This is a genomic window from Achromobacter pulmonis (assembly GCF_902859765.1).
GTDB lineage: Bacteria > Pseudomonadota > Gammaproteobacteria > Burkholderiales > Burkholderiaceae_B > Achromobacter > Achromobacter pulmonis.
This window is the reverse complement of the sequence record NZ_CADIJV010000011.1, coordinates 48,702-70,547: the sequence shown is the minus strand read 5'-3', so window position 1 is coordinate 70,547 and position 21,846 is coordinate 48,702. Positions and strand designations below refer to the sequence as shown.

The window sequence follows — 21,846 nt, the reverse complement described above, 5'->3', positions numbered from 1 at the left end:
GGCGGCGCGGCAAATATCGAAATTTCCTTGAAAGTCAAAGGATAGAGATCATGGCAAAAGGCAAGTTTGAACGCACCAAGCCGCACGTGAACGTCGGCACCATCGGTCACGTCGACCACGGCAAGACCACCCTGACGGCGGCCATCACGACCGTTCTGTCGACCAAGTTCGGTGGCGAAGCCAAGGGCTACGACCAGATCGACGCGGCTCCCGAAGAAAAGGCTCGCGGCATCACGATCAACACGGCGCACGTCGAGTACGAAACGGAAACGCGTCACTACGCGCACGTTGACTGCCCGGGCCACGCTGACTACGTCAAGAACATGATCACGGGCGCGGCGCAGATGGACGGCGCGATCCTGGTTGTGTCGGCCGCTGACGGCCCGATGCCGCAAACGCGTGAACACATCCTGCTGAGCCGCCAGGTTGGCGTGCCGTACATCATCGTCTTCCTGAACAAGGCCGACATGGTTGACGACGCCGAGCTGCTCGAGCTGGTGGAAATGGAAGTTCGCGAACTGCTGAGCAAGTACGACTTCCCGGGCGACGACACCCCGATCGTGAAGGGTTCGGCCAAGCTGGCGCTGGAAGGCGACAAGGGCGAACTGGGCGAGCAAGCGATCCTGTCGCTGGCGCAAGCGCTGGACACCTACATCCCGACGCCCGAGCGTGCCGTTGACGGCGCGTTCCTGATGCCGGTCGAAGACGTGTTCTCGATCTCGGGTCGCGGCACCGTGGTGACCGGCCGTATCGAACGCGGCGTGATCAAGGTCGGCGAAGAAATCGAAATCGTCGGTATCGTGCCGACGGTCAAGACGACCTGCACCGGCGTGGAAATGTTCCGCAAGCTGCTGGACCAAGGTCAAGCCGGCGACAACGTGGGCATCCTGCTGCGCGGCACCAAGCGTGAAGACGTCCAGCGCGGCCAGGTTCTGGCCAAGCCGGGCTCGATCACCCCGCACACGGACTTCACGTCCGAGGTGTACATCCTGTCCAAGGAAGAAGGCGGCCGCCACACCCCGTTCTTCAACGGCTACCGTCCCCAGTTCTACTTCCGCACGACGGACGTGACGGGCACGATCGACCTGCCGGCCGACAAGGAAATGGTTCTGCCGGGCGACAACGTGACGATGACCGTCAAGCTGCTGGCCCCGATCGCCATGGAAGAAGGCCTGCGTTTCGCCATCCGTGAAGGCGGTCGTACCGTCGGCGCCGGCGTCGTCGCCAAGATCCTGAAGTAATCCGGATCACCCAAGCAGCACACAACCAGCGGGGGCGCTCGCGCCCTCGCCTCTCGTTCTTTAGGAAACGCCATGAAAAACCAAAAGATCCGTATCCGCTTGAAAGCCTTCGATTACAAGCTGATCGATCAATCGGCCGCTGAAATCGTCGACACCGCCAAGCGCACGGGCGCCGTTGTCCGCGGCCCGGTGCCGCTGCCCACGCGTATCCGTCGTTACGACGTGCTGCGTTCGCCGCACGTCAACAAGACGTCGCGTGACCAGTTCGAAATCCGTACCCATCAGCGCCTGATGGACATCGTTGATCCTACCGACAAGACCGTTGACGCTCTGATGCGTCTGGACCTGCCGGCCGGCGTCGACGTCGAAATCGCGCTGCAGTAAGGCGCTCCCCGGGGCCGCCACCTTCGCCGGCGGGCCCGTGAAAAATGGCCGCAGTCCTTCGGGAGTGCGGCCATTTGTTTTTGCGCCACAGCCAGGCGCGTGGGTGGCGGGGCAGGGCGCTTTTGCTGCTAAGTGCTTGTGCTGCCTGAAAAAAACGTGCTAATATGCCAAGCTTGCCATTTTGTGGCAGGTCTAACTACGGCGAGGCCCGTGCGTATCCGAGCTTTCGGGGCGTGCAAGCCACAGCCAGGTTGAACATAGTCGTAGGGCAAAGGCCGTTACCTTTTGCCTGATTAGCCCCGACCAATCGCAGTCGGGAATGGAGAAAACGATGTCGAATTCGACACCCACGCCCGCCGCTCACCGGCTGGGGCTGGTGGGTCGCAAGGTCGGCATGACCCGCATTTTTACCGAGGAAGGTGAATCCATCCCGGTGACCGTGCTGGACGTGTCGAACAACCGCGTGACCCAAGTTAAGTCGCTGGAAACCGACGGCTACGCCGCGATCCAGGTGGCTTATGGCACTCGTCGTGCCTCGCGTGTGCCGCAAGCGCAAACGGGCCACTACGCCAAGGCCGGCGCTGAAGCCGGCAGCATCCTCAAGGAATTCCGCCTCGATCCCGCCCGCGCCGCCGAATTCTCGGCCGGTGCCGTGATCGCCGTGGAATCGGTGTTCGAAGCCGGCCAACAGGTCGACGTCACGGGCACCACGATCGGTAAGGGCTTTGCCGGTACCATCAAGCGCCACAACTTCGGCTCGCAACGCGCCTCGCACGGTAACTCCCGTTCGCACCGCGTTCCCGGCTCGATCGGTCAGGCTCAAGATCCGGGTCGTATTTTCCCGGGTAAGCGCATGGCGGGTCACCTGGGTGATGTCACCCGCACCGTTCAAAACCTCGACGTCGTTCGCGTTGACGTGGAGCGCGGCCTGCTGCTGGTCAAGGGCGCTGTCCCCGGCCACGCTGGTGCCGACATCGTCGTGCGTCCGGCCATCAAGGCCCCGGCCAAGAAGGGAGCGTAAGTAAATGGATCTCAAGCTCCTGAACGACCAAGGTCAGGCCGCGACTTTCAGCGCGCCCGACACGATCTTCGGCCGTGACTTCAACGAAGCGCTGATTCACCAGATCGTGGTGGCCTTCCAGGCCAACGCCCGTGCCGGCAACCGCGCTCAGAAGGATCGCTCGGAAGTCAAGCACTCGACCAAGAAGCCCTGGCGCCAGAAGGGTACCGGCCGCGCTCGCGCCGGTATGACTTCGTCGCCGCTGTGGCGTGGCGGTGGTCGGATTTTCCCGAACTCGCCGGAAGAGAACTTCAGCCAGAAGGTCAACAAGAAGATGTACCGCGCCGGGATCCGTTCGATCCTGTCGCAGCTGGCTCGCGAAGACCGCATCGCCGTCGTCGAATCGTTCGATCTGGAATCGCCCAAGACCAAGGCCGCCGCTGCAAAGCTGAAGAGCCTGGGCCTGGACTCGGTCCTGATCATCACCGACAACGTCGATGAGAATGTTTACCTCGCCACCCGCAACCTGCCGCACGTTGCCGTTGTCGAGCCCCGTTATGCCGATCCGTTGTCGCTGGTCCACTACAAGAAAGTGCTGATCACCAAGCCGGCCATCGCTCAACTCGAGGAGATGCTGGGATGAACGCTGAACGCTTGATGCAAGTCATTCTGGCTCCGATCGTGACCGAAAAGGCCACGTTCGTCGCTGAGAAGAATCAGCAAGTCGCTTTCCGTGTCGTGGCTGACGCTACCAAGCCGGAAATCAAGGCTGCCGTCGAACTGCTCTTCAAGGTGCAGGTCGAGTCCGTGCAGGTCCTCAACCGTAAGGGCAAAGTCAAGCGCTTTGGCCGATTCGTTGGCCGTCGTCGCGACGAGCGCAAGGCCTACGTTTCGCTCAAGGACGGCCAGGAAATCGACTTTGCGGAGGTGAAGTAAATGGCCCTCGTAAAAGTTAAGCCGACTTCGGCTGGCCGTCGTGGCATGGTGAAGGTTGTCAGCCCGAACCTGCACAAGGGTGAGCCCTACGCGCCGCTGCTGGAAAAGAAGACCCGTGGTTCGGGCCGTAACAACAACGGTCACATCACGATCCGCCACCGTGGCGGCGGTCACAAGCAACACTACCGTGTCGTTGACTTCCGTCGTGACAAGGATGGCATCCCCGCGAAGGTCGAGCGTCTGGAATACGACCCGAACCGTACGGCGCACATCGCTCTGCTGTGCTACGCCGACGGCGAGCGTCGCTACATCATCGCTCCGCGCGGCCTGGAAGTGGGCGCCACGCTGATCTCGGGTATCGAAGCCCCGATCCGCGCCGGCAACACGCTGCCGATCCGCAACATCCCGGTGGGTACGACGATTCACTGCGTCGAAATGCTGCCCGGCAAGGGTGCCCAGATGGTCCGTTCGGCCGGCGCTTCCGCTGTCCTGCTGGCCCGCGAAGGCACCTACGCTCAGGTGCGTCTGCGCTCGGGTGAAGTCCGCCGTGTGCATATCGAATGCCGTGCCACCATCGGTGAAGTCGGTAACGAAGAACACAGCCTGCGCCAGATCGGCAAGGCCGGTGCAATGCGTTGGCGCGGTGTCCGCCCGACGGTTCGTGGCGTGGCCATGAACCCGGTCGATCACCCGCACGGTGGCGGCGAAGGCCGTACCGGTGAAGCACGCGAACCGGTCAGCCCGTGGGGCACTCCGGCGAAGGGTTTCAAGACCCGTCGCAACAAGCGGACGAACAATATGATCGTCCAACGGCGCAAGCGCAAGTAAGAGGCGAACACTATGTCACGTTCGATCAAGAAAGGCCCGTTTGTCGATGCTCACCTGATCAAAAAGGTGGACACGGCCGTCGCGGGCAAAGACAAGAAGCCGATCAAGACCTGGTCGCGTCGCTCGACGATCCTGCCCGAGTTCATCGGTCTGACGATCGCTGTGCACAACGGCAAGCAGCATGTTCCCGTTTACATCAACGAGAACATGGTCGGTCACAAGCTGGGCGAGTTCGCGCTGACCCGTACGTTCAAGGGTCACGCCGCGGACAAGAAGGCGAAGAGGTAAGCGATGGAAACTACTGCCATTATCCGTGGGGTTCACATCTCCGCTCAAAAGACGCGTCTGGTTGCGGATCTGATCCGCGGCCAGAAGGTCGGCCGTGCGCTCGAGATCCTCACCTTCTCGCCGAAGAAGGCCGCCGTCATCCTGAAGAAGGCTGTCGAGTCCGCCATCGCCAACGCCGAGCACAACGACGGCGCCGATATCGACGAACTGAAAGTCACCACGATCTTCGTGGACAAGGCTCAGTCGATGAAGCGCTTCTCCGCTCGCGCCAAGGGCCGCGGCAACCGTATCGAGAAGCAGACCTGCCACATCACGGTCAAGGTCGGAGCTTAAGGAGTCACGATGGGTCAGAAAATTCACCCCACTGGGTTCCGTCTCGCGGTCACCCGTAATTGGTCCTCGCGTTGGTTCGCCGACGACAAGGCCTTCGGCAGCATGCTGGCCGAAGACATCCGCGTCCGCGAGTACCTGAAGAAGAAGCTCAAGAGCGCCTCCGTTGGTCGCGTGATCATCGAGCGTCCCGCCAAGAATGCCCGCATCACCGTCTACTCGGCTCGTCCGGGCGTGGTGATCGGCAAGCGCGGCGAAGACATCGAAAGCCTGAAGGCTGATCTGCAGCGCCTGATGGGCGTGCCCGTGCACGTCAACATCGAAGAAATCCGCAAGCCGGAAACCGATGCTCAACTGATCGCCGACTCGATCTCGCAACAGCTCGAGAAGCGCATCATGTTCCGTCGCGCCATGAAGCGCGCGATGCAGAACGCCATGCGTCTGGGTGCCCAAGGCATCAAGATCATGAGCTCGGGCCGTCTGAACGGTATCGAAATTGCCCGCACCGAGTGGTATCGCGAAGGCCGTGTGCCGCTGCACACCCTCAAGGCCAACATCGACTACGGCACCTCCGAAGCCCACACCACGTACGGCGTGATCGGCATCAAGGTCTGGGTCTACAAGGGCGACATGCTGGCCAACGGCGAACTGCCGCCGGAAACCGCCGCCCCGCGTGAAGAAGAACGTCGTCCGCGCCGCGCTCCGCGTGGTGATCGTCCGGACGGTGCTCGCACCGGTCGTCCGGGTGGTCGTGGCCGTGGTCCCCGCAAGGCGGACGCTGCTCCGGCGCCTGAAGGAGAATAACCATGCTGCAACCCTCTCGCAGAAAGTATCGCAAAGAGCAGAAGGGCCGCAACACCGGTCTGGCGACCCGTGGCACCCACGTGTCGTTCGGCGAATTCGGTCTGAAGGCCACCGGCCGTGGCCGTCTGACCGCCCGCCAGATCGAAGCCGCTCGTCGTGCCATCAACCGTCACATCAAGCGCGGCGGCCGCATCTGGATTCGCATTTTCCCGGACAAGCCCATCTCGCAAAAACCTGCCGAAGTCCGTATGGGTAACGGTAAGGGCAACCCGGAGTACTGGGTCGCCGAGATTCAGCCCGGCAAGGTGCTCTACGAAATGGAAGGGGTTAGCGAAGAGCTCGCGCGTGAAGCTTTCCGCCTGGCCGCTGCCAAGTTGCCGATTTCGACCACGTTCGTCGCGCGTCATATCGGTGCTTAAGGAGTACTAAGACATGAAAGCCAGCGAACTCCGTTCGAAAGACGCCGCAGAGCTCGGCAAAGAGCTCGAAAGCCTGCTGAAGGCGCAATTCGGTCTGCGTATGCAGAAGGCCACGCAGCAGCTTGCCAACACCAGCCAGCTGCGTAACGTGCGCCGCGACATCGCGCGCGTGCGTACCTTGCTGACCGAGAAGGCAGGGAAATAAAGATGAGCGAAACTCAAAACACCCAAGTGGCCAAGCGCCAGCGTACGCTGGTCGGCAAGGTCGTCAGCAACAAGATGGACAAGACTGTCGTCGTTCTGGTTGAGCGCCGCGTCAAGCACCCCATCTTCGGCAAGATCATCATGCGTTCCGCGAAGTACAAGGCGCACGATGAATCGAACCAGTACAACGAAGGCGATACGGTTGAAATCGCTGAAGGCCGTCCCATCTCGCGCTCGAAGTCGTGGAGCGTGGTGCGTCTGGTCGAAGCCGCGCGTATCATCTAAGTGAAGATTTCAGAACGGTTCGCCGTTCTGAGGTAAAACGGCAAGGGTTCAGGCCCTTGCCGTTTTTTTTCGTCCGGCAGCTTTATCGCGTCGGGATTCTAAGGACATCATGCACGGTTCCAGTAAGGTGGCGTTGCTCGTGCTGCTATGCATTGGCGGGCAGTTCGCCGTGCCCGCGCGGGCACAGGCGCCGATGCCGGCCAGTGAGATGGCAGGCAGGCGCGCCGGGGCTCCCGGGGTGATGACGCCCGCTCCGGATCCTGCGGCGATCGGCCGCAACGTATTGAATGCGGGACCAGATCCTCGTGTGCGGCTCGATGGCCTGTCTCGCGATCACGCCGCGATCTTCGGTACCCAGGATGAAGACGAACAGGCCTTGCTGGACAATGAACAGGCACTGCAGCAGCAGCGCGACCAGCTCCGCATGCTCGAGCGCCTTTTCATGCAGAGACCGGCGCAGGCGGATCCGCGACCGCCGGCGATGATGCCGTTGAAGAACGGAGCATCCATGAATATGGCGCCCCTTGTGCCCACGCCCTCCGGCTCGCAACTGGCCGGCGGCCAGGCGCAACGCAGCGTCGACCAGATGCAGCGGCGGGTCGACGATCTGCGGCGCGGCGCCGAGGCGCCGAAACCGGCGTCGCGCTAGTTTCTCGGCGCGGCCCGACGGGCGTCGTCAGGAACCTGGCGACGTAGGCATTGAAACCGAACGAAGCAACTGCCGGCAGGCAGTGCTCGTCCTCGGGCTCCGCCCTTGATATAACGGGCGAGGAAGAGCAATCCGCCCTTCATCATCGACCGGATCGGGAGTCTGACATATGCGTGCATCGCTAAGCAAACTCGGGTTGGCGCGGGTGGCCGTATTGGTTGCCGCGGGGCTGATGGCGTCGACGGCATATGCCTGGGATATCAGGCTGAAGGACTGGTCGGTAGAACGGCCGACCTATGACCGGTTGTTCGTGGTGGGCAGCGATGGCCGACTACGCACCGGCCCGAACGTGCGCGACCTGGAAGCGTTGATGCAGAAGGTCTCCGATCAGTCCAAGGCGCTTGAGGAACTGCGTGGCAGGAACGACGCCCTGAGCCGCAAGCTGGACGAGCAGGCTCAGAAGATCGCGGACCTGGAGCGCAAACAGGGCGATGGCGGCCGCAGCAGCGACAGCCAGAAAGGAGAGATCGATAAGCTGACGCGCGCGGTCGATAACCAGAAGAATGAACTGGACAAGCTGTCGCGCAGCGTTTCGCAACTGAGCAACTCAGGCAGCGCCGGAGATCGCAAGATTGATGATCTGCAGCGTCGTGTCGATGACGTCAAGCGCAGTGTGGATGACCTGCGCAGCCGCGTGAAGTAGCTTGTCTGCGCGGCCGCGGGTGTGCTCCGTGGGGCGCACCCGCGCGAGCGGCTAGCGTTGCTTCAGTTCCCGCAATCGCCCGGCTACGCCGCTCGGGAAGTAATACACCGACAGCACGAACAGGATGCCCAGCCACAGCAGCCAGCGGTCCTGCTCGAACAGCAGCGCCAGCGGCGCCACGCTGCCGACCGCATCGTGGATCACATGCAGACCGTCCTGCAGGTAGCTTTGCGCGAACACGAACAGGCTGGCGCCGATGACCGCTCCGTACATGGTGCCCATGCCGCCAATCACCACCATCAGCAGAATGTTGAGCATGATCTCGAACGACAGCGAGGTGTCCGGTCCGTTGTAGCGCAGCCAAAGCGCATACAGCGCGCCAGCCAGCGTGGCGAAGGCCGCCGCCAGCAGGTTCGACAGGCTGCGGTAAAGCACGGTGCGATAACCGATGGCCTCGGCGCGAAACGGATTTTCGCGAATGGCCTGCAACACCCTTCCGAATGGCGAATTGACGATGCGCAGCAGCATCAGGAACAGCACGACGCAGACCGCCGCGATCAGGTAATAAGTGATGATGCGGCCATCGACCGTGATGCCGAAGACAGGCTCGGAGAATGGCCGGAAGGCAGGACGCAGCATTTGCGGCACCTTGAAGCTCAGGCCGTCCTCGCCGCCGGTCAGCTCAGACAGTTGAGACACCAGGGTTTGGAAGGCCGCCGCCACGGCCAATGTGATCATGGCGTAGAAGATGGCGCGCACCCGCAGGCTGGCCAGGCCGATGATCAGCGCGAACACCAGCGATATGGCGAGGCCGGCGGCCGTGCCGGTCAGTACCGCGAGCCAGCCCGCCTCCATGCGCACGCTGGCGATGGCCACGCCATAGGCGCCGATACCGAAGAACATGGTGTGGGCGAAGCTGACGATGCCGGTGTAGCCCAGCAACAGGTCATAGCTGGCGACCAGGATCACGAACACCAGTATCTTGGCCGCCACCGCCAGCGACTTGGGGCCGGGAAACAGGAAAGGCGCGGCGGCGAGCGCGACGGCAATGGCGATCAGCATGACCGCCAGCAGCGCGCTGCGCGGGGGATCGCCGGAAAGCAGGCGGAAGGACATGGAGGCGATTCCTAGCGATTCGTGACCGGGTACACACCCTGGGGACGCCATAGCAGAATGGCGACCATCAGCGCGATGTTCGAGAACAGCGCCGCTTTGGGCATCAGGAAGCCGGTGTAGTTGGCCATCAATCCGACCAGCAGCGCGCCGATCAGGCAGCCCACCGTCGAACCCAGGCCGCCGATCATGATGACGATGAAGATCAGCACGTTCACCTGGGCCCCCAGCTGCGGCACGATGGACTGTTGGTAGAGTCCCCACAACACGCCGCCCAGCCCGGCCAGCATCGAGCCGGCCACGAATACGCCGACGAACAGGTGGCGGATGCGATAGCCCAGGCTTTCGACCATCTCGCGGTCCTCGACCCCGGCCCGGATCAACAGGCCGAGCTTGGTGCGGTTGAGCAGCCACAGCATGCCGCCCAGCACCGCCACGCCCACCACCAGCGCGACGATGCGGAACTTCTCGATGGCGGCGTCGCCCACCAGCAGCGCGCCGCGCAACGCCTCGGGCAGGGGCAGCGACAGCGTCTGCGGACCCCACAGCATCTTGATGATCTCTTCACCGATGATCATGCCGCCCATGGTGATGAGAATCTGCTTGAGGTGCTGCCCGTAGACCGGCCGCACGATCACGCGTTCGAACGCCACACCCACCGCGCCGGCCACCAGCATGCCGACGATCATGGCCGGCAGCACCGCCGCCAGGTTGAGCCACAGGCTGCCGGACTGGGTCCAGTCGGACATCGAGCCGAGCACCGTGGCCGCCATGTAGGCGCCGATGGCGATGAACAAACCGTGGCCGAAGTTCAACACGTCCATCAGGCCGAACACCAGCGTCATGCCAGAGGCAACGATGAAGATGATCATGCCCATCGCCAGGCCGGCGAAGGTCAGCGTCATCCAGGTCGAGAACGAGCCGATCAGTGGCAAGGCGATGGCGGCCAGCCCCAGTACCAGCATCACCGGACGCAGGTCGGCGCGGGTCTGCGGCAGCGGCGTATCGAGATCGGCGGCGCTCATTGGTGCGCTCCCAGCGACAGGCCCAGCAGGCGCGTCTGCAGCGCGTCGTCCTGCGCCAGGTCGGCCATGCCGCCAGCGTGCACCACGCGGCCGTTGTCCATGACGGCGACGTGGTCGCCCACCTGGCGCGCGAAGTTGAAGTTCTGCTCCACCAGCAGAATGGTGGTGGCGGCCTGCTTGAGTTCGATGAAGGCGTCGATCATGTTCTGGATGATGGCGGGCGCCAGGCCCTTGCTGGGTTCGTCGACCAGCAGCAGGCGGCGTGGTTCGATGATGGCGCGAGCAACGGCCAGCATCTGCTTCTGGCCGCCCGAAAGCTTGCCGGCGGGGTACAGCCAGAATTTCCGCAGCGCGGGGAAGAAGCCGAAGATCCATTCCAGCCGCGTGGTGTCCAACTGCGCGGCGCTGCGCGCCTGGCGCGCGGCCAGCAGGATGTTCTCTTTGACTGACAGGTCGGCGAAGATGCCCATGTTCTCTGGCACATAGGCGATGCCCAGGCGCGCCATATCCGGCGGCGAGGTGCGCACACCGGGGCCGCCGACCGCGGCGCTGTCGAAGCCGATATGGCCCTGCGTCGCTTTCCACAGGCCCATGATGGTGCGCAGCGTAGTGGTCTTGCCGGCGCCGTTGCGGCCCAGCAGCATGGTGACGCCCGCGGCCGGCACGGACAGGTCCACACCGTGCAGTATGTGATACGCGCCGATGTGCGTGTGCACATCCTTCAGTTCCAACAAGGCTGCCGCGCTCATGTCGTTTTCTCCGGCAGGGCGGCGCCCAGATAGGCCTGCTGCACGATCGGCGAGGCGATCACCTCGGCCGGATCGCCGTCCGCCATCAGCTCGCCGTTGTGCAGCACCACGATGCGGTCCGCCAGTTCACGCACCACGTCCATCTTGTGTTCCACCAGCAGAATGGTCTTGGACCGATCGGTCTTGATTTCGCGGATCAGGTCCAGCACCACGGGCACGTCGTCCACGCTCATGCCGGCAGTGGGCTCGTCGAACATGAAGACCTGCGGCTCCAGCGCGATCAACATGGCGATCTCGAGCTTGCGCTGGTCGCCATGGGGCAGGTCGGCGGCGGCCTGGTCGCGGCGGGAGGTGAGCCGGGTGCGTTCCAGCAGGGCGTCGGCGCGCGCCAGCAGCGCGCGATCATCGTCCCAGGTACGCCAGAAGCGGATCTGACGCCAACTCAGGCCTTGCTGGCGCGATTGCAGCGCCAGCCGGACATTCTCGCGCACCGACAGCCGCGGGAACAGCTGGGTCAGCTGGAAGGCGCGGCCAAGACCGGCATGCATGCGGGCCGGCGCCGACAGGCCGGTCAGGTCGCGGCCGTCCAGGTGCACCGATCCGGCGCTGGCACGCAGCTGGCCCGAGATCAGGTTGAAGTAAGTGGTCTTGCCCGCGCCGTTGGGCCCGACGATGGCCGTCAGGGTGCCCGGGGCGAAGCGGCAGCTCACCGCGTTGACAGCCACATGGCCGCCGAAGCGGATCGTGAGCGATTGGGTTTCCAGCATGAAGGGCAGGGCTCAGCGTTTGTTCTGGATCGGCACCGCCATCTGGTCGGGCGTGATTTCCTTGACCAGGTCCTGCACCGCCCACGGCACCGAGGCGTCGTTCTTGATGCGGAAGTGATACATCGACTGCATGGCCTGGTGGTCTTGCGGACGGAAGGTCATCTTGCCCTTGGGCGTGTCGAAGCTCATGCCTTCCATCGCCTTGATCAGCGTGTCGGTGTCGCTCTTGCCGGCGGTCTTGTTCAACGCCGTCACGATGGCGATGCCGGCCGACATGCCGCCCGCGGTGAAGAAATCCGGGGGCTGTCCGTAGCGCTTCTGGTGTTCGGCCACCAGCCAGTCGTTGATCGGGTTCTTGGGGATGCCGTAGTAGTAATAGGTCGCGCCTTCCATGCCGGCCAGTGACTTGAGCGGCGTCATCGCGGCCAGGGTATTGCCGCCGGTGGCGATCTCGATGCCGAAGCGCTGCGGATCCAGATCGGCGATCTTGAACGGATTGCCGGCGCCAGCCCACAGGATGAAGATGATCTTGCGGCCGGGTTGGTCCTTGAGCGCATCGAACAGGCGCTGCGCGCCGGCGGTGAAGTCGGTGGCATTGGCCGGCAGGTATTCCTCGTGCACGATCTTGGCCTGCTTGAGCGCGCCCTTGAAGGCCTTGACGCCGTCGCGGCCGAACGCATAGTCCTGCGCCAGCATCGCGATGGAGGTGCCGGGCTGGTCGAAGGCCACGGCATTGGCGATGGCGTCCTGCGAGGAATTGCGGCCGGTGCGGAAGACGTACTTGTTCCACTTGGCGCCGGTGATCGAATCGGCGACTGCCGGTTCGACCAGCAGGATCTTCTCGTACTCCTCGGCGATCGGCAACATGGCCAGCGCCACGCCAGACGAGGTCGGACCCACCGCGATGTCGGCGTCGTCGTCGGCATAGGCCGAGGCGAGTTGGGCGCGGGCAACGTCGGGCTTGCCCTGGTTGTCTTTCTCGATCACGCGGATCTTGCGGCCGGCGACCGTCATGGTGCCCTGCGTGGCGTATTCCAGGCCGAGCATCAGGCCGTTCTGGGTCTGTTTGGCGTAGGCCTCCAGCGGTCCGGTCTTGTCGTAGACGTGCGCCACGACGAAGTCCTTGGCCACGGCGGTGGAAGTCAGGCACAGGCCGGCCAGTGCGGCGAGCAGGATGCGTTTCATGGGAGTCTCCTTGTTCTTAGCGTGCGACGGCGGCAGCGGTGGCGGCCGGCGTGGCGAGAAAGTGGCGAACGGCGTCGATCTGCGGGGCGACGTTCAAGGCCGGCGCATGGCCGCAGTCCGGGAAGTCGATGCGGTGTGCGCACGGTCCGCGCCGCGTCATGGCGTCGGCGATCTCGGGCAGCAGCAGATCGGAGTTGGCGCCGCGCAGCAATAGCAGCGGCATGCGCAGCGTGTCGTATTCGGCCCAGCGTTCGTAGTCCGCCGGATGATGCCGGAACTGGCCGACGATGGCCGGATCGTAGTGCGCCGTGACGCGGCCGTCGGGCAGGCGGCGCATGGAGGTCTCGGCCATGCGCCGCCATTGTTCATCGCTCTGCCAGCCATAGGGTTTATAGGCGGCGCGCAGCCAGGTTTCCAGTTCGGTGACCGTGTCGAAGGCCGGCGGGTTGCCGGCATAGGCCAGTATGCGGTCGATGGCCGGCTGCGGCAGCGACGGGCCGATGTCGTTGACCACCAGGTGCGAGACGCGGTCCCGCAGCGTGGTGGCCGCCGCGTACATACCGGTAGCGCCACCCATCGAGGTGCCGACCCAACGCACCTGTTCCAGGCCGAGGCCGTCGAGCAGGGCGCGCGCCAGCAGGGCGTAGAACTCGAGCCGGTATTCCGCCACCGGATCCGGGCTCCATTGCGACAGGCCGCGGCCAATCGTGTCGGGGCAGATGATGCGGTAGTCGTCCGCCAGCGCCTGCGCCAGTTCGTCGAAGTCGCGACCCGTACGGGCCAGGCCGTGCCACATGATGAGCGCGGGGGCGTCGGCGTCGCCCCATTCGGTGTAATGCAGCTCGCGGCCCTCGCAGCGCAGATAGCGCGAAGCCGGTATGTGGCGAGCGGCCTGTGTGGGCGCGTTGGCCATGCGTCTCCTCCCGGGTTGTCCAGGTTGTATGCTTGTGGCGCTGACTATAGACTTGCGCGAGGCGCGGCCACAATGCGCCGGACCACCCGCGACACGGTGAGTCAAGAATATGTAGACGCAGGGTCAACAACACCTACCGCGCCCGCGAACCAGGAGACCGCGCCATGCCCGACACGGAATTCGTCACTTCGGCCATCGCCGGCGCCGAGCGGTACGAACAATGGCGCGCGGCGCTTTCGGATGCGTTCGGACCGTTCGAAGTGCATTGCGGTCAGGCCGGCCAGTTCGCCGGCCATGTGCGCTACGTGCGGCGCGCCAGTCTTCAGTTCAACGACCTGCACTATCAGGGACAGAGGCTGGAACGCACCGCCGGCAACATTTCGCGGTTGGACCAGGAGTTCTATACCTTCGGCCTGCCGTTGGCGGGCCCGCTGGCCGTGCGGCAACAGGGGCGTGAATTCCAGGTCGAACCTGGCTGCGTGTACCTGATGAACCAGAGCCTGCCCTACCAGGCCACCGCGCTCGGCGCCGATGGCTACCGCAGCCTGAGCGTGTCCTTTCCGCGCAGCGCGCTGTCGCAGCGCGATTCGCGCATCGGTCCCTTTTACAAGCTGCGTGTCGACGACGGCTCGCCGCGCGGCGCGATGCTGGCCAGCTACATGGATCACCTGTTCCAGGGGCTCGAAGGCTGGTCGCCGGCCGAGGCGGCCGAGCTGGGCGAACGATTGATCGACTTGATCGTGCTGTTCCTGGTGCAGCCCGGGCAGGGCCACGCCTCGCAAGCGGACAGCAGTGTGACGATCGCGCATCGCCAGCGCGCCATGGCCTACATCCGCCAGCACCTGGCTGATCCGGCGCTGTCTCCGCAACGGGTCGCGCAGGGTTGCGGCCTGTCGGTGGCATACCTGCACCGCGTGTTCCAGGCGGGCGATCTGTCGGTGGAGAGCTTCGTCTTCGACCAGCGCCTGGAGCGCTGCCGCGAATTGCTGCTGAACCCGGCGCAGCGTCACCGCGGCATCGCTGAGCTGGCGTACCAGGCCGGGTTCGCCCATCCTTCGCACTTCAGCCGGCTGTTCAGGCGCCGCTTCGGCATGTCGCCGCGTGAGTGGCGCGCCGGCCAGCAATGAAAAAGGCCCGCTTGCGCGGGCCTTGTCGCAGCGGGCCGTCGGCCCGTGGCGAAAGCAAGCGGGTCAGATGTGCGTGATGTACTTCGTGACTAGGTAGCCGTCGAACGTTTCCAGGCCGCCTTCGCTGCCGATGCCGCTGTCCTTGATGCCGCCGAACGGCGTCTCGGCCAGCGCGCTGCCGAAATGGTTGATGTTGACCATGCCGGCTTCCAGCCCGTTGGAGACTTTGGTGGCGGTCTGCAGCGAGTTGGTGAAGACGTAGGAGGACAGGCCGAACGGCAGGCTGTTGGCGCGCGCCAGCACCTCATCGGTGTCGGTGAAGCGGACCACCGGCGCCACCGGGCCGAAGGGCTCTTCGGTCATCAGCATGGCGTTGTCGGGCAGGTCGGTCACGACCGTGGGGGCGAAGAAGAAGCCCTTGCGATCCAGCGGGCCGCCGCCCACCACCACCTTGCCGCCATGCTTCTTGGCGTCGTCGATGAAGGCGCTCATGGCGGGCACGCGGCGTTCGTGCGCCAGCGGGCCCATGTCGGTGCCGGCTTCCAGGCCGTCGCCGACCTTGATGTTCTTGAGCACGTCGGAAAAGCGCGCCAGGAACTGCTCGTAGGCGCCGTTCTGGACGTAGAAGCGGGTCGGCGAAACACACACTTGGCCGGCGTTGCGGACCTTGAACTTGGCCAGCATGGTGGCGGCGCGATCGATGTCGGCGTCGTCGAACACCAGCACCGGCGAGTGGCCGCCCAATTCCATGGTGACGCGCTTCATGTGGGCGCCGGCCAGCGCGGCCAGCTGCTTGCCCACCGGCACGGAACCAGTGAACGAAACCTTGCGCACGATCGGCGAGCGGATCAGGTAGTCGGAAATCTTGGCCGGTTCGCCCCAGACGATGTTCAGGCAGCCCTTGGGCAGGCCGGCGTCGTGGAACATGCGGGCGATCGCCATGACGGCGCTGGGGGAGTCTTCGGGGCCCTTGAGCACGACCGTGCAGCCGGCGCCGAGCGCGGCGGCGATCTTGCGAATAGCCTGGTTGTACGGGAAGTTCCAGGGCGTGAAGGCGGCGCAGACGCCGATCGGCTCGCGCACCACGATCTGGCGCACGTCCGGGTTGCGCGGCGGGATCACGCGGCCGTAGATGCGGCGGCATTCCTCGGCGTGCCAGTCGGCGTGTTCGGCGCAGGAGGTGACTTCGCCGACGGCTTCGGCCAGAGGCTTGCCCTGGTCCAGCGTCATGTTGCGGCCGATTTCCTTGGCGCGCTCGCGCGACAGGGTGGCGACTTTGCGCAGGATGGCGGAACGATCCATGGGAGAAGATTTCTTCCAGGATTCGAACGCGCGCTGGGCGGCTGCCAGTGCACGGTCCAGATCCGCTTCGGTGGCGTGGGGCAACTGGCCTAGCACTTCCAGCGTGGCCGGGTTGATGACGTCCTGGGTGCGCCTGCCCTCGCCGGCGATGAATTCGCCGTCGATATACAGCGCCAACTGTTCATACATGCCTGTTTTTCCTTGCGAAATAGGAGTGGATAGCGATCGCAATCGCCCATGCCAGTCTAAACCAGCTTGTACGCCGCGGGGAGATCCAATCCCCGCCGCTGGCTAGGAGCCAATGGCCAGGCACTTGCATGCGCGAGTCCGGGTGGACAAAATGGTGCATCTTTGGCTGTCTCTATAGTAGATACCTATTGTGCAACCCGTCGATACGCGTCCGCCCAGCCAGCCCAGTGCTTATTCCCGCATCTTCTTCCGTTTCATCGATTGGTTGCGCCACCGCATCGCGCAGGCCTCCCTGGTGGGGGACCACCCCATCTTCCAGAACCGCCAGTTTCCCTGGCTGGGGCGACTGGAGGCCCAGGCGCCCGCCATCCGCGCCGAACTGACCGCCTTGCTGGCCGAACGCGAGCAGCTACCTTCCTTCCATGAGCTGTCCCCAGATGTGGGCATGATCACTTCCGATGACCAATGGAAGACCTTTGTCTTCATGGGCTACGGCTTGCGTTCGGACCGCAACCTGGCCCGCTGCCCGGCAACCGCCCAGGCGCTGCACGGCATCCCCGGACTGCGTACCGCGTTCTTTTCCATCCTGGAGCCGGGCAAGCGCATTCCCCTGCATACCGGACCCTACAACGGGGTGCTGCGCCTGCATCTGGGGCTTGTGGTGCCGGAGCCGGCCGAGCGTTGCTGGATCGAGGTGGGCGGCGAGCGCTACCACTGGAGGGAAGGCGAGGCGGTGGTGTTCGATGATCTCTATCCCCACCAGGTGCATAACGACACTGACGGCCTGCGGGCGGTCCTGTTCGTCGATTTCGAGCGCCCCTGTCGCGCACCGATCCGATGGCTCAATCGCCTGGTGCTGATGGCCGCGCCGTTCACCGACGAAATTCGCCGAGGCAAGGCCAACCACGATGCCTGGGAGCGCAAGTACTACCAGAATAAAACGGGGGCGGACTGAAGGTCGCACCCAGCGGGACGGCAGGCAGTTGTCCACAGGCGCTGTGGCGTATTTGCTCACTCTGCACGAAAGGACTTGCGCTCAAAATATAACCAGGCTAGAATGGTCAGCTTTCCCAGATTGTCGATTGGCCTGGAACTAGCCGGGCCAGCGTGTTGGGGGAATACCCGCAGGATTTCAACCCAGGGTCGTTGCGTTGCCACCGGTTGATGGTCTTCGAGGCGAAAGCTCGATGCACCAGCCAACAACAAAGCAGGGCGGCTGACCTGACGGGACCAAAACTGGCAGGAATTGCAGTGTTCCCTTTTTTGGGGAAAACCGTATTTCCAGTTAAGTTGGAACAGGAAAAATCATGATCCAAATGCAGACCACGCTGGACGTGGCCGATAACACTGGTGCGCGTCATGTCATGTGCATTAAGGTGCTCGGTGGCTCCAAGCGCCGTTATGCCGGTATCGGCGACATCATCAAGGTGAGCGTCAAAGATGCGGCTCCGCGCGGACGCGTCAAGAAAGGCGAAATTTACAATGCCGTGGTGGTTCGTACCGCCAAGGGCGTGCGCCGTAAGGACGGTTCGCTGATTCGTTTCGGTGGCAATGCCGCCGTGTTGCTCAATGCCAAGCTGGAGCCCATCGGCACCCGCATCTTCGGACCCGTTACGCGTGAACTGCGTACCGAGAAGTTCATGAAGATCGTGTCGCTGGCCCCGGAAGTGCTGTAAGGAGCCCTACGATGAACAACATTCGTAAAGGCGACGAAGTCATCGTCCTGACCGGCCGCGACAAGAAGCGTCGCGGCACCGTGCTGGCGCGCGTCGATGCCGACCACGTTCTGGTCGAAGGCGTCAACGTCGTCAAGAAGCACGTGAAAGCCAACCCGATGGCCAACAACCCGGGTGGCATCGTCGAAAAGACCATGCCGATCCACATCTCGAATGTGGCGCTCTTCAATCCCGCCACCGGTCGTGGCGACCGCGTGGGCGTGCAAGAAGTCGAAGGCCGCAAGGTTCGCGTGTTCCGTTCCAATGGTGCCGTTGTCGGCGCCAAGGCGTAAGGGGCGATAGACATGTCTCGTTTGCAAGATTTCTACAAGAGCAAGGTCGCTGGCGACCTGCAGGCCAAGTTCGGCTACAAGAGCGCCATGGAAGTGCCGCGCATCACCAAGATCACCCTGAACATGGGTGTCTCGGAAGCCGTCGCCGACAAGAAGGTCATCGAGCACGCCGTCTCGGACCTGACCAAGATCGCTGGCCAAAAGCCTGTCGTGACCAAGACCAAGAAGGCTATCGCCGGTTTCAAGATCCGCGAAAACTACCCGATCGGTTGCATGGTCACGCTGCGTGGTCAACGCATGTACGAATTCCTGGATCGCCTGGTGGCGGTTGCGCTGCCTCGCGTGCGCGACTTCCGCGGGATCTCGGGTCGTGCGTTCGACGGCCGTGGCAACTACAACATCGGGGTGAAAGAGCAGATCATTTTCCCCGAAATCGAGTACGACAAGATCGACGCGCTGCGTGGGCTGAACATCAGCATCACCACCACCGCGAAGACCGACGAAGAAGCCAAGGCGCTGTTGACGGCCTTCAGCTTCCCGTTCCGTAACTAAGGGGCTGATGACGTGGCTAAACTTTCCCTCATCAATCGCGACATCAAGCGCGCCAAGCTGGCTGACAAGTTCGCCGCCAAGCGCGCTGAGTTGAAGTCGATCATCGACGACCAGTCGAAGACCGACGAAGAACGTTACCAAGCTCGGCTCAAGCTGCAACAGCTGCCGCGCAATGCCAACCCGACGCGTCAACGTAACCGTTGCGTGGTCACCGGTCGTCCGCGCGGTGTGTTCCGCAAGTTCGGCCTGACGCGCCACAAACTGCGTGAAATGGCGATGAAGGGTGAAATCCCCGGCATCACCAAGGCCAGCTGGTAGGAGAAAGAATATGAGCATGAGCGATCCCATCGCCGATATGCTGACCCGCATTCGCAATGCGCAGCAAGTGGACAAAGCTACGGTGAGCATGCCTTCCTCGAAGCTGAAGGCGGCCATTGCCGCTGTGCTGAAGGACGAAGGCTACATCGACGGCTTCGAAATCAAGGGCACCCAGGCCAAGCCTGAGCTCGAGATCACCCTGAAGTACTACGCCGGCCGTCCGGTCATCGAGCGCATCGAACGCGTCTCGCGCCCCGGTCTGCGTATCTACAAGGGCCGTACCAGCATTCCTCAGGTCATGAACGGCCTGGGCGTGGCTATCGTGTCGACCTCGCGCGGCGTCATGACCGACCGTAAGGCTCGCGCCAACGGTGTCGGCGGCGAAGTGCTGTGCTACGTGGCCTAAGGAGAAATTCGAATGTCACGTATCGCTAAGTATCCGGTCGACCTGCCCAAAGGTGTCGAAGCCGACATCAAGCAGGATCAGATCATCGTCAAGGGCCCGTTGGGCTCCCTGACCCAAGCCCTGACCGGCGACGTCACGATCCAGTTGGACAACGGCAAGCTGACGTTTGCCGCCGCCAACGAAAGCCGTCACGCCAACGCCATGTCGGGTACCCTGCGCGCGCTGGTGGCCAACATGGTCAACGGTGTGAGCAAGGGTTTCGAGCGCAAGCTGAACCTGGTTGGCGTGGGTTACCGCGCCTCGGTTCAAGGCGACGCCGTTAAGCTGCAGCTCGGTTTCTCGCACGACGTTTTGCACAAGTTGCCGGCCGGCATCAAGGCCGAGTGCCCCACCCAGACGGAAATCGTCATCAAGGGCTCCAACAAGCAAGTCGTCGGCCAGGTGGCCGCTGAAATCCGCGCGTACCGCGAACCCGAACCCTACAAGGGCAAGGGTGTGCGTTACTCGGACGAACGCGTCGTCATCAAAGAAACCAAGAAGAAATAACGGCGCACGCAAGGACGAATCATGGACAAAAAAGTTTCCCGTTTGCGTCGTGCGGTTCCGACCCGCCGGAAGATCAACGAGCTGCGCGTTCATCGCCTCTCGGTTTTCCGCTCGAACCAGCACATCTACGCCAATATCATTTCGCCGGAAGGCGATCGCGTTCTGGTCAGCGCCTCGACGGTGGAAGCCGAAGTGCGCGCCCAGCTGGCTGGCCAGTCTGGCCAAGGTGGCAACAAGGCTGCCGCTTCGCTGGTTGGCAAGCGCGTGGCTGAAAAGGCCAAGGCTGCCGGTATCGAACTGGTCGCTTTCGATCGCTCGGGCTTTCGTTACCATGGCCGCGTGAAAGCGCTGGCCGACGCCGCGCGTGAAGCCGGCCTGAAGTTCTAAGCGAGGATCTGTCAAATGGCTAAAGTACAAGGCAAGAACGCCGCGGAAAAAGAGAACGATGACGGCCTCCGCGAAAAGATGATCGCGGTCAACCGCGTGAGCAAAGTGGTCAAGGGTGGTCGCACCATGAGCTTTGCCGCGCTGACCGTGGTTGGCGATGGCGATGGCCGCGTCGGCATGGGCAAGGGCAAGGCGCGTGAAGTGCCGGTGTCGGTTCAGAAGGCGATGGAACAGGCCCGTCGCGGCATGTTCAAGGTGGCCCTGAAGAACGGCACGCTGCACCACACCGTGGTCGGCAAGCATGGCGCCGCTACCGTGCTGATTTCGCCCGCTGCAGAAGGTACCGGTGTCATCGCCGGCGGCCCGATGCGCGCTATTTTCGAAGTGATGGGTGTGCGTAACGTGGTTGCCAAGAGCCTGGGCTCGAGCAACCCCTACAACATGGTTCGCGCCACGTTGAACGGCCTGCGCGCCTCCCTGACCCCGGCGGACGTCGCTGCCAAGCGCGGCAAGTCCGTCGAAGAGATCCTGGGGTAAATCATGGCTCAGAAGCAGATCAAAGTGACCCTCGTGCGCTCCGTGATCGGTACCAAGCAATCGCACCGTGACACGATTCGCGGTCTGGGCTTGGGCCGTATCAACAGCAGCCGCGTGCTGGTCGATACGCCCGAGGTGCGTGGGATGATCCGTAAGGTGGATTATCTCGTTTCCGTCTCGGAAGCCTAAGGAATCACCATGTCGGATATGCAACTTAATACGCTGAAGCCCGCTGAGGGCAGCAAGCACGCCAAGCGCCGCGTCGGCCGTGGCATCGGTTCGGGTCTGGGTAAGACCGCCGGCCGTGGTCACAAGGGTCAGAAGTCGCGCTCGGGCGGTTTCCATAAGGTTGGCTTCGAAGGCGGTCAAATGCCGCTGCAGCGTCGCCTGCCCAAGCGTGGTTTCACCCCGCTGGGTCAGCACCTGTACGCCGAAGTCCGTCTGTCGGACCTGCAAGCCGTGCCCGTCGACGAAATCGACGTGCAAGTGCTGAAGGCGGCTGGCGTGATTGGCCAGGCGGTTCGTTACGCCAAGGTCATCAAGTCGGGTGAACTCTCGCGCAAGGTGGTGCTCAAGGGCATTACCGCGACGGCCGGCGCTCGCGCCGCCATCGAAGCCGCGGGCGGCTCGCTTGCTTGATCACGAGGTGAC

33 protein-coding genes are annotated in these 21,846 nt (G+C 63.3%); 26 read left to right on the top strand and 7 right to left on the bottom strand.

The features are described from left to right. The first annotated feature begins 50 nt into the window (after nucleotides 1-50). From tuf to HV701_RS11685, 14 genes are all read left to right on the top strand, one after another. Nucleotides 51-1,241 carry an elongation factor Tu gene (gene tuf, locus HV701_RS11750; RefSeq protein ID WP_054495833.1) on the top strand — a complete coding sequence of 397 codons (1,191 nt, stop codon included), beginning with the start codon at nucleotides 51-53 and terminating at the stop codon, nucleotides 1,239-1,241. Between the two features lie 72 nt (nucleotides 1,242-1,313). After that, complete coding sequence (gene rpsJ / locus HV701_RS11745; RefSeq protein ID WP_003806903.1) at nucleotides 1,314-1,625, top strand: 30S ribosomal protein S10; 312 nt, start codon at nucleotides 1,314-1,316, stop codon at nucleotides 1,623-1,625. Nucleotides 1,626-1,956: 331 nt separating this feature from the next. Further along, nucleotides 1,957-2,646 carry a 50S ribosomal protein L3 gene (gene rplC / locus HV701_RS11740; RefSeq protein ID WP_006389604.1) on the top strand — a complete coding sequence of 230 codons (690 nt, stop codon included), beginning with the start codon at nucleotides 1,957-1,959 and terminating at the stop codon, nucleotides 2,644-2,646. A 4-nt stretch (nucleotides 2,647-2,650) separates the two neighbouring features. Beyond that, entirely contained in the window at nucleotides 2,651-3,268 is a 618-nt protein-coding gene (rplD, locus tag HV701_RS11735) for a 50S ribosomal protein L4 (RefSeq protein WP_006389605.1), read from the top strand. Then, nucleotides 3,265-3,561, top strand: a complete 297-nt coding sequence (gene rplW / locus HV701_RS11730; protein WP_006389606.1) for a 50S ribosomal protein L23 — start codon at nucleotides 3,265-3,267, stop codon at nucleotides 3,559-3,561. The genes rplD and rplW overlap by 4 nt, the downstream gene beginning before the upstream one ends. Next, nucleotides 3,562-4,389 (top strand): 50S ribosomal protein L2, encoded by an 828-nt coding sequence (gene rplB / locus HV701_RS11725; RefSeq protein ID WP_175133212.1) that lies wholly within the window; start codon nucleotides 3,562-3,564, stop codon nucleotides 4,387-4,389. Between the two features lie 12 nt (nucleotides 4,390-4,401). Beyond that, nucleotides 4,402-4,677 carry a 30S ribosomal protein S19 gene (gene rpsS / locus HV701_RS11720; protein WP_006216555.1) on the top strand — a complete coding sequence of 92 codons (276 nt, stop codon included), beginning with the start codon at nucleotides 4,402-4,404 and terminating at the stop codon, nucleotides 4,675-4,677. A gap of 3 nt (nucleotides 4,678-4,680) precedes the next feature. Further along, nucleotides 4,681-5,010, top strand: coding sequence for a 50S ribosomal protein L22 (gene rplV, locus HV701_RS11715; protein ID WP_006227021.1), 330 nt, complete (start codon nucleotides 4,681-4,683; stop codon nucleotides 5,008-5,010). A gap of 9 nt (nucleotides 5,011-5,019) precedes the next feature. Continuing rightward, entirely contained in the window at nucleotides 5,020-5,811 is a 792-nt protein-coding gene (gene rpsC, locus HV701_RS11710; protein ID WP_006389609.1) for a 30S ribosomal protein S3, read from the top strand. 2 nt (nucleotides 5,812-5,813) lie between these two features. Then, a complete protein-coding gene (gene rplP, locus HV701_RS11705; RefSeq protein ID WP_006389610.1) occupies nucleotides 5,814-6,230 on the top strand; it encodes a 50S ribosomal protein L16 in 417 nt (138 codons plus the stop codon). Between the two features lie 13 nt (nucleotides 6,231-6,243). Then, nucleotides 6,244-6,435 carry a 50S ribosomal protein L29 gene (gene rpmC, locus HV701_RS11700; protein ID WP_003806912.1) on the top strand — a complete coding sequence of 64 codons (192 nt, stop codon included), beginning with the start codon at nucleotides 6,244-6,246 and terminating at the stop codon, nucleotides 6,433-6,435. Between the two features lie 2 nt (nucleotides 6,436-6,437). Continuing rightward, nucleotides 6,438-6,719: a 30S ribosomal protein S17 gene (gene rpsQ, locus HV701_RS11695; RefSeq protein WP_175133211.1), complete on the top strand. Its 282-nt coding sequence runs from the start codon at nucleotides 6,438-6,440 to the stop codon at nucleotides 6,717-6,719. Between the two features lie 109 nt (nucleotides 6,720-6,828). Beyond that, entirely contained in the window at nucleotides 6,829-7,368 is a 540-nt protein-coding gene (locus tag HV701_RS11690; protein WP_236755454.1) for a hypothetical protein, read from the top strand. Between the two features lie 169 nt (nucleotides 7,369-7,537). After that, nucleotides 7,538-8,071: a hypothetical protein gene (locus tag HV701_RS11685; RefSeq protein WP_175133210.1), complete on the top strand. Its 534-nt coding sequence runs from the start codon at nucleotides 7,538-7,540 to the stop codon at nucleotides 8,069-8,071. Nucleotides 8,072-8,122: 51 nt separating this feature from the next. On the opposite strand, the gene HV701_RS11680 is transcribed toward HV701_RS11685, so the two are convergent. Genes HV701_RS11680 through HV701_RS11655 form a run of 6 tightly spaced genes read right to left on the bottom strand, consistent with a single transcriptional unit; the run spans nucleotide 8,123 to nucleotide 13,823 of the window. Further along, the gene (locus HV701_RS11680) at nucleotides 8,123-9,187 is read right to left on the bottom strand and encodes a branched-chain amino acid ABC transporter permease (protein WP_175133209.1); all 1,065 of its coding nucleotides are present in this window, start codon (nucleotides 9,185-9,187) and stop codon (nucleotides 8,123-8,125) included. An 11-nt stretch (nucleotides 9,188-9,198) separates the two neighbouring features. Beyond that, nucleotides 9,199-10,209 (bottom strand): branched-chain amino acid ABC transporter permease, encoded by a 1,011-nt coding sequence (locus tag HV701_RS11675; protein ID WP_175133208.1) that lies wholly within the window; start codon nucleotides 10,207-10,209, stop codon nucleotides 9,199-9,201. Further along, on the bottom strand, nucleotides 10,206-10,958 hold the full coding sequence (locus tag HV701_RS11670) for an ABC transporter ATP-binding protein (protein WP_175133207.1): 753 nt from the start codon (nucleotides 10,956-10,958) through the stop codon (nucleotides 10,206-10,208). The genes HV701_RS11675 and HV701_RS11670 overlap by 4 nt, the downstream gene beginning before the upstream one ends. After that, a complete protein-coding gene (locus HV701_RS11665) occupies nucleotides 10,955-11,725 on the bottom strand; it encodes an ABC transporter ATP-binding protein (RefSeq protein ID WP_175133206.1) in 771 nt (256 codons plus the stop codon). The genes HV701_RS11670 and HV701_RS11665 overlap by 4 nt, the downstream gene beginning before the upstream one ends. 12 nt (nucleotides 11,726-11,737) lie before the next feature. Beyond that, nucleotides 11,738-12,910, bottom strand: coding sequence for a substrate-binding domain-containing protein (locus HV701_RS11660; protein WP_175133205.1), 1,173 nt, complete (start codon nucleotides 12,908-12,910; stop codon nucleotides 11,738-11,740). Between the two features lie 16 nt (nucleotides 12,911-12,926). Next, on the bottom strand, nucleotides 12,927-13,823 hold the full coding sequence (locus HV701_RS11655; RefSeq protein ID WP_175133204.1) for an alpha/beta fold hydrolase: 897 nt from the start codon (nucleotides 13,821-13,823) through the stop codon (nucleotides 12,927-12,929). Between the two features lie 164 nt (nucleotides 13,824-13,987). Here HV701_RS11655 and HV701_RS11650 point away from each other — a divergent pair, with 164 nt between their 5' ends. Next, the gene (locus HV701_RS11650) at nucleotides 13,988-14,950 is read left to right on the top strand and encodes an AraC-like ligand-binding domain-containing protein (protein WP_175133203.1); all 963 of its coding nucleotides are present in this window, start codon (nucleotides 13,988-13,990) and stop codon (nucleotides 14,948-14,950) included. A 63-nt stretch (nucleotides 14,951-15,013) separates the two neighbouring features. Here HV701_RS11650 and HV701_RS11645 read toward each other — a convergent pair whose 3' ends face one another. After that, on the bottom strand, nucleotides 15,014-16,441 hold the full coding sequence (locus tag HV701_RS11645) for an NAD-dependent succinate-semialdehyde dehydrogenase (protein ID WP_175133202.1): 1,428 nt from the start codon (nucleotides 16,439-16,441) through the stop codon (nucleotides 15,014-15,016). 190 nt (nucleotides 16,442-16,631) lie between these two features. Here HV701_RS11645 and HV701_RS11640 point away from each other — a divergent pair, with 190 nt between their 5' ends. From HV701_RS11640 to rplO, 11 genes are all read left to right on the top strand, one after another. Then, nucleotides 16,632-17,396 (top strand): aspartyl/asparaginyl beta-hydroxylase domain-containing protein, encoded by a 765-nt coding sequence (locus tag HV701_RS11640; RefSeq protein ID WP_175133201.1) that lies wholly within the window; start codon nucleotides 16,632-16,634, stop codon nucleotides 17,394-17,396. A gap of 352 nt (nucleotides 17,397-17,748) precedes the next feature. Further along, nucleotides 17,749-18,117, top strand: a complete 369-nt coding sequence (gene rplN / locus HV701_RS11635) for a 50S ribosomal protein L14 (protein WP_006216531.1) — start codon at nucleotides 17,749-17,751, stop codon at nucleotides 18,115-18,117. Between the two features lie 11 nt (nucleotides 18,118-18,128). Beyond that, nucleotides 18,129-18,449, top strand: a complete 321-nt coding sequence (rplX, locus tag HV701_RS11630) for a 50S ribosomal protein L24 (protein WP_006389623.1) — start codon at nucleotides 18,129-18,131, stop codon at nucleotides 18,447-18,449. A 12-nt stretch (nucleotides 18,450-18,461) separates the two neighbouring features. Further along, entirely contained in the window at nucleotides 18,462-19,001 is a 540-nt protein-coding gene (gene rplE / locus HV701_RS11625) for a 50S ribosomal protein L5 (RefSeq protein WP_006389624.1), read from the top strand. A 12-nt stretch (nucleotides 19,002-19,013) separates the two neighbouring features. Then, nucleotides 19,014-19,319 (top strand): 30S ribosomal protein S14, encoded by a 306-nt coding sequence (gene rpsN / locus HV701_RS11620; protein ID WP_006227037.1) that lies wholly within the window; start codon nucleotides 19,014-19,016, stop codon nucleotides 19,317-19,319. A 10-nt stretch (nucleotides 19,320-19,329) separates the two neighbouring features. After that, on the top strand, nucleotides 19,330-19,725 hold the full coding sequence (gene rpsH / locus HV701_RS11615) for a 30S ribosomal protein S8 (protein WP_175133200.1): 396 nt from the start codon (nucleotides 19,330-19,332) through the stop codon (nucleotides 19,723-19,725). 12 nt (nucleotides 19,726-19,737) lie between these two features. Beyond that, on the top strand, nucleotides 19,738-20,271 hold the full coding sequence (gene rplF, locus HV701_RS11610) for a 50S ribosomal protein L6 (protein ID WP_175133199.1): 534 nt from the start codon (nucleotides 19,738-19,740) through the stop codon (nucleotides 20,269-20,271). Nucleotides 20,272-20,292: 21 nt separating this feature from the next. Further along, complete coding sequence (rplR, locus tag HV701_RS11605) at nucleotides 20,293-20,658, top strand: 50S ribosomal protein L18 (RefSeq protein ID WP_175133198.1); 366 nt, start codon at nucleotides 20,293-20,295, stop codon at nucleotides 20,656-20,658. 15 nt (nucleotides 20,659-20,673) lie between these two features. After that, nucleotides 20,674-21,195: a 30S ribosomal protein S5 gene (gene rpsE, locus HV701_RS11600; protein ID WP_006216521.1), complete on the top strand. Its 522-nt coding sequence runs from the start codon at nucleotides 20,674-20,676 to the stop codon at nucleotides 21,193-21,195. Nucleotides 21,196-21,198: 3 nt separating this feature from the next. Next, nucleotides 21,199-21,384, top strand: a complete 186-nt coding sequence (gene rpmD, locus HV701_RS11595) for a 50S ribosomal protein L30 (RefSeq protein ID WP_175133197.1) — start codon at nucleotides 21,199-21,201, stop codon at nucleotides 21,382-21,384. 9 nt (nucleotides 21,385-21,393) lie between these two features. After that, nucleotides 21,394-21,834 carry a 50S ribosomal protein L15 gene (gene rplO, locus HV701_RS11590; RefSeq protein ID WP_020925824.1) on the top strand — a complete coding sequence of 147 codons (441 nt, stop codon included), beginning with the start codon at nucleotides 21,394-21,396 and terminating at the stop codon, nucleotides 21,832-21,834. Nucleotides 21,835-21,846: the final 12 nt, after the last annotated feature.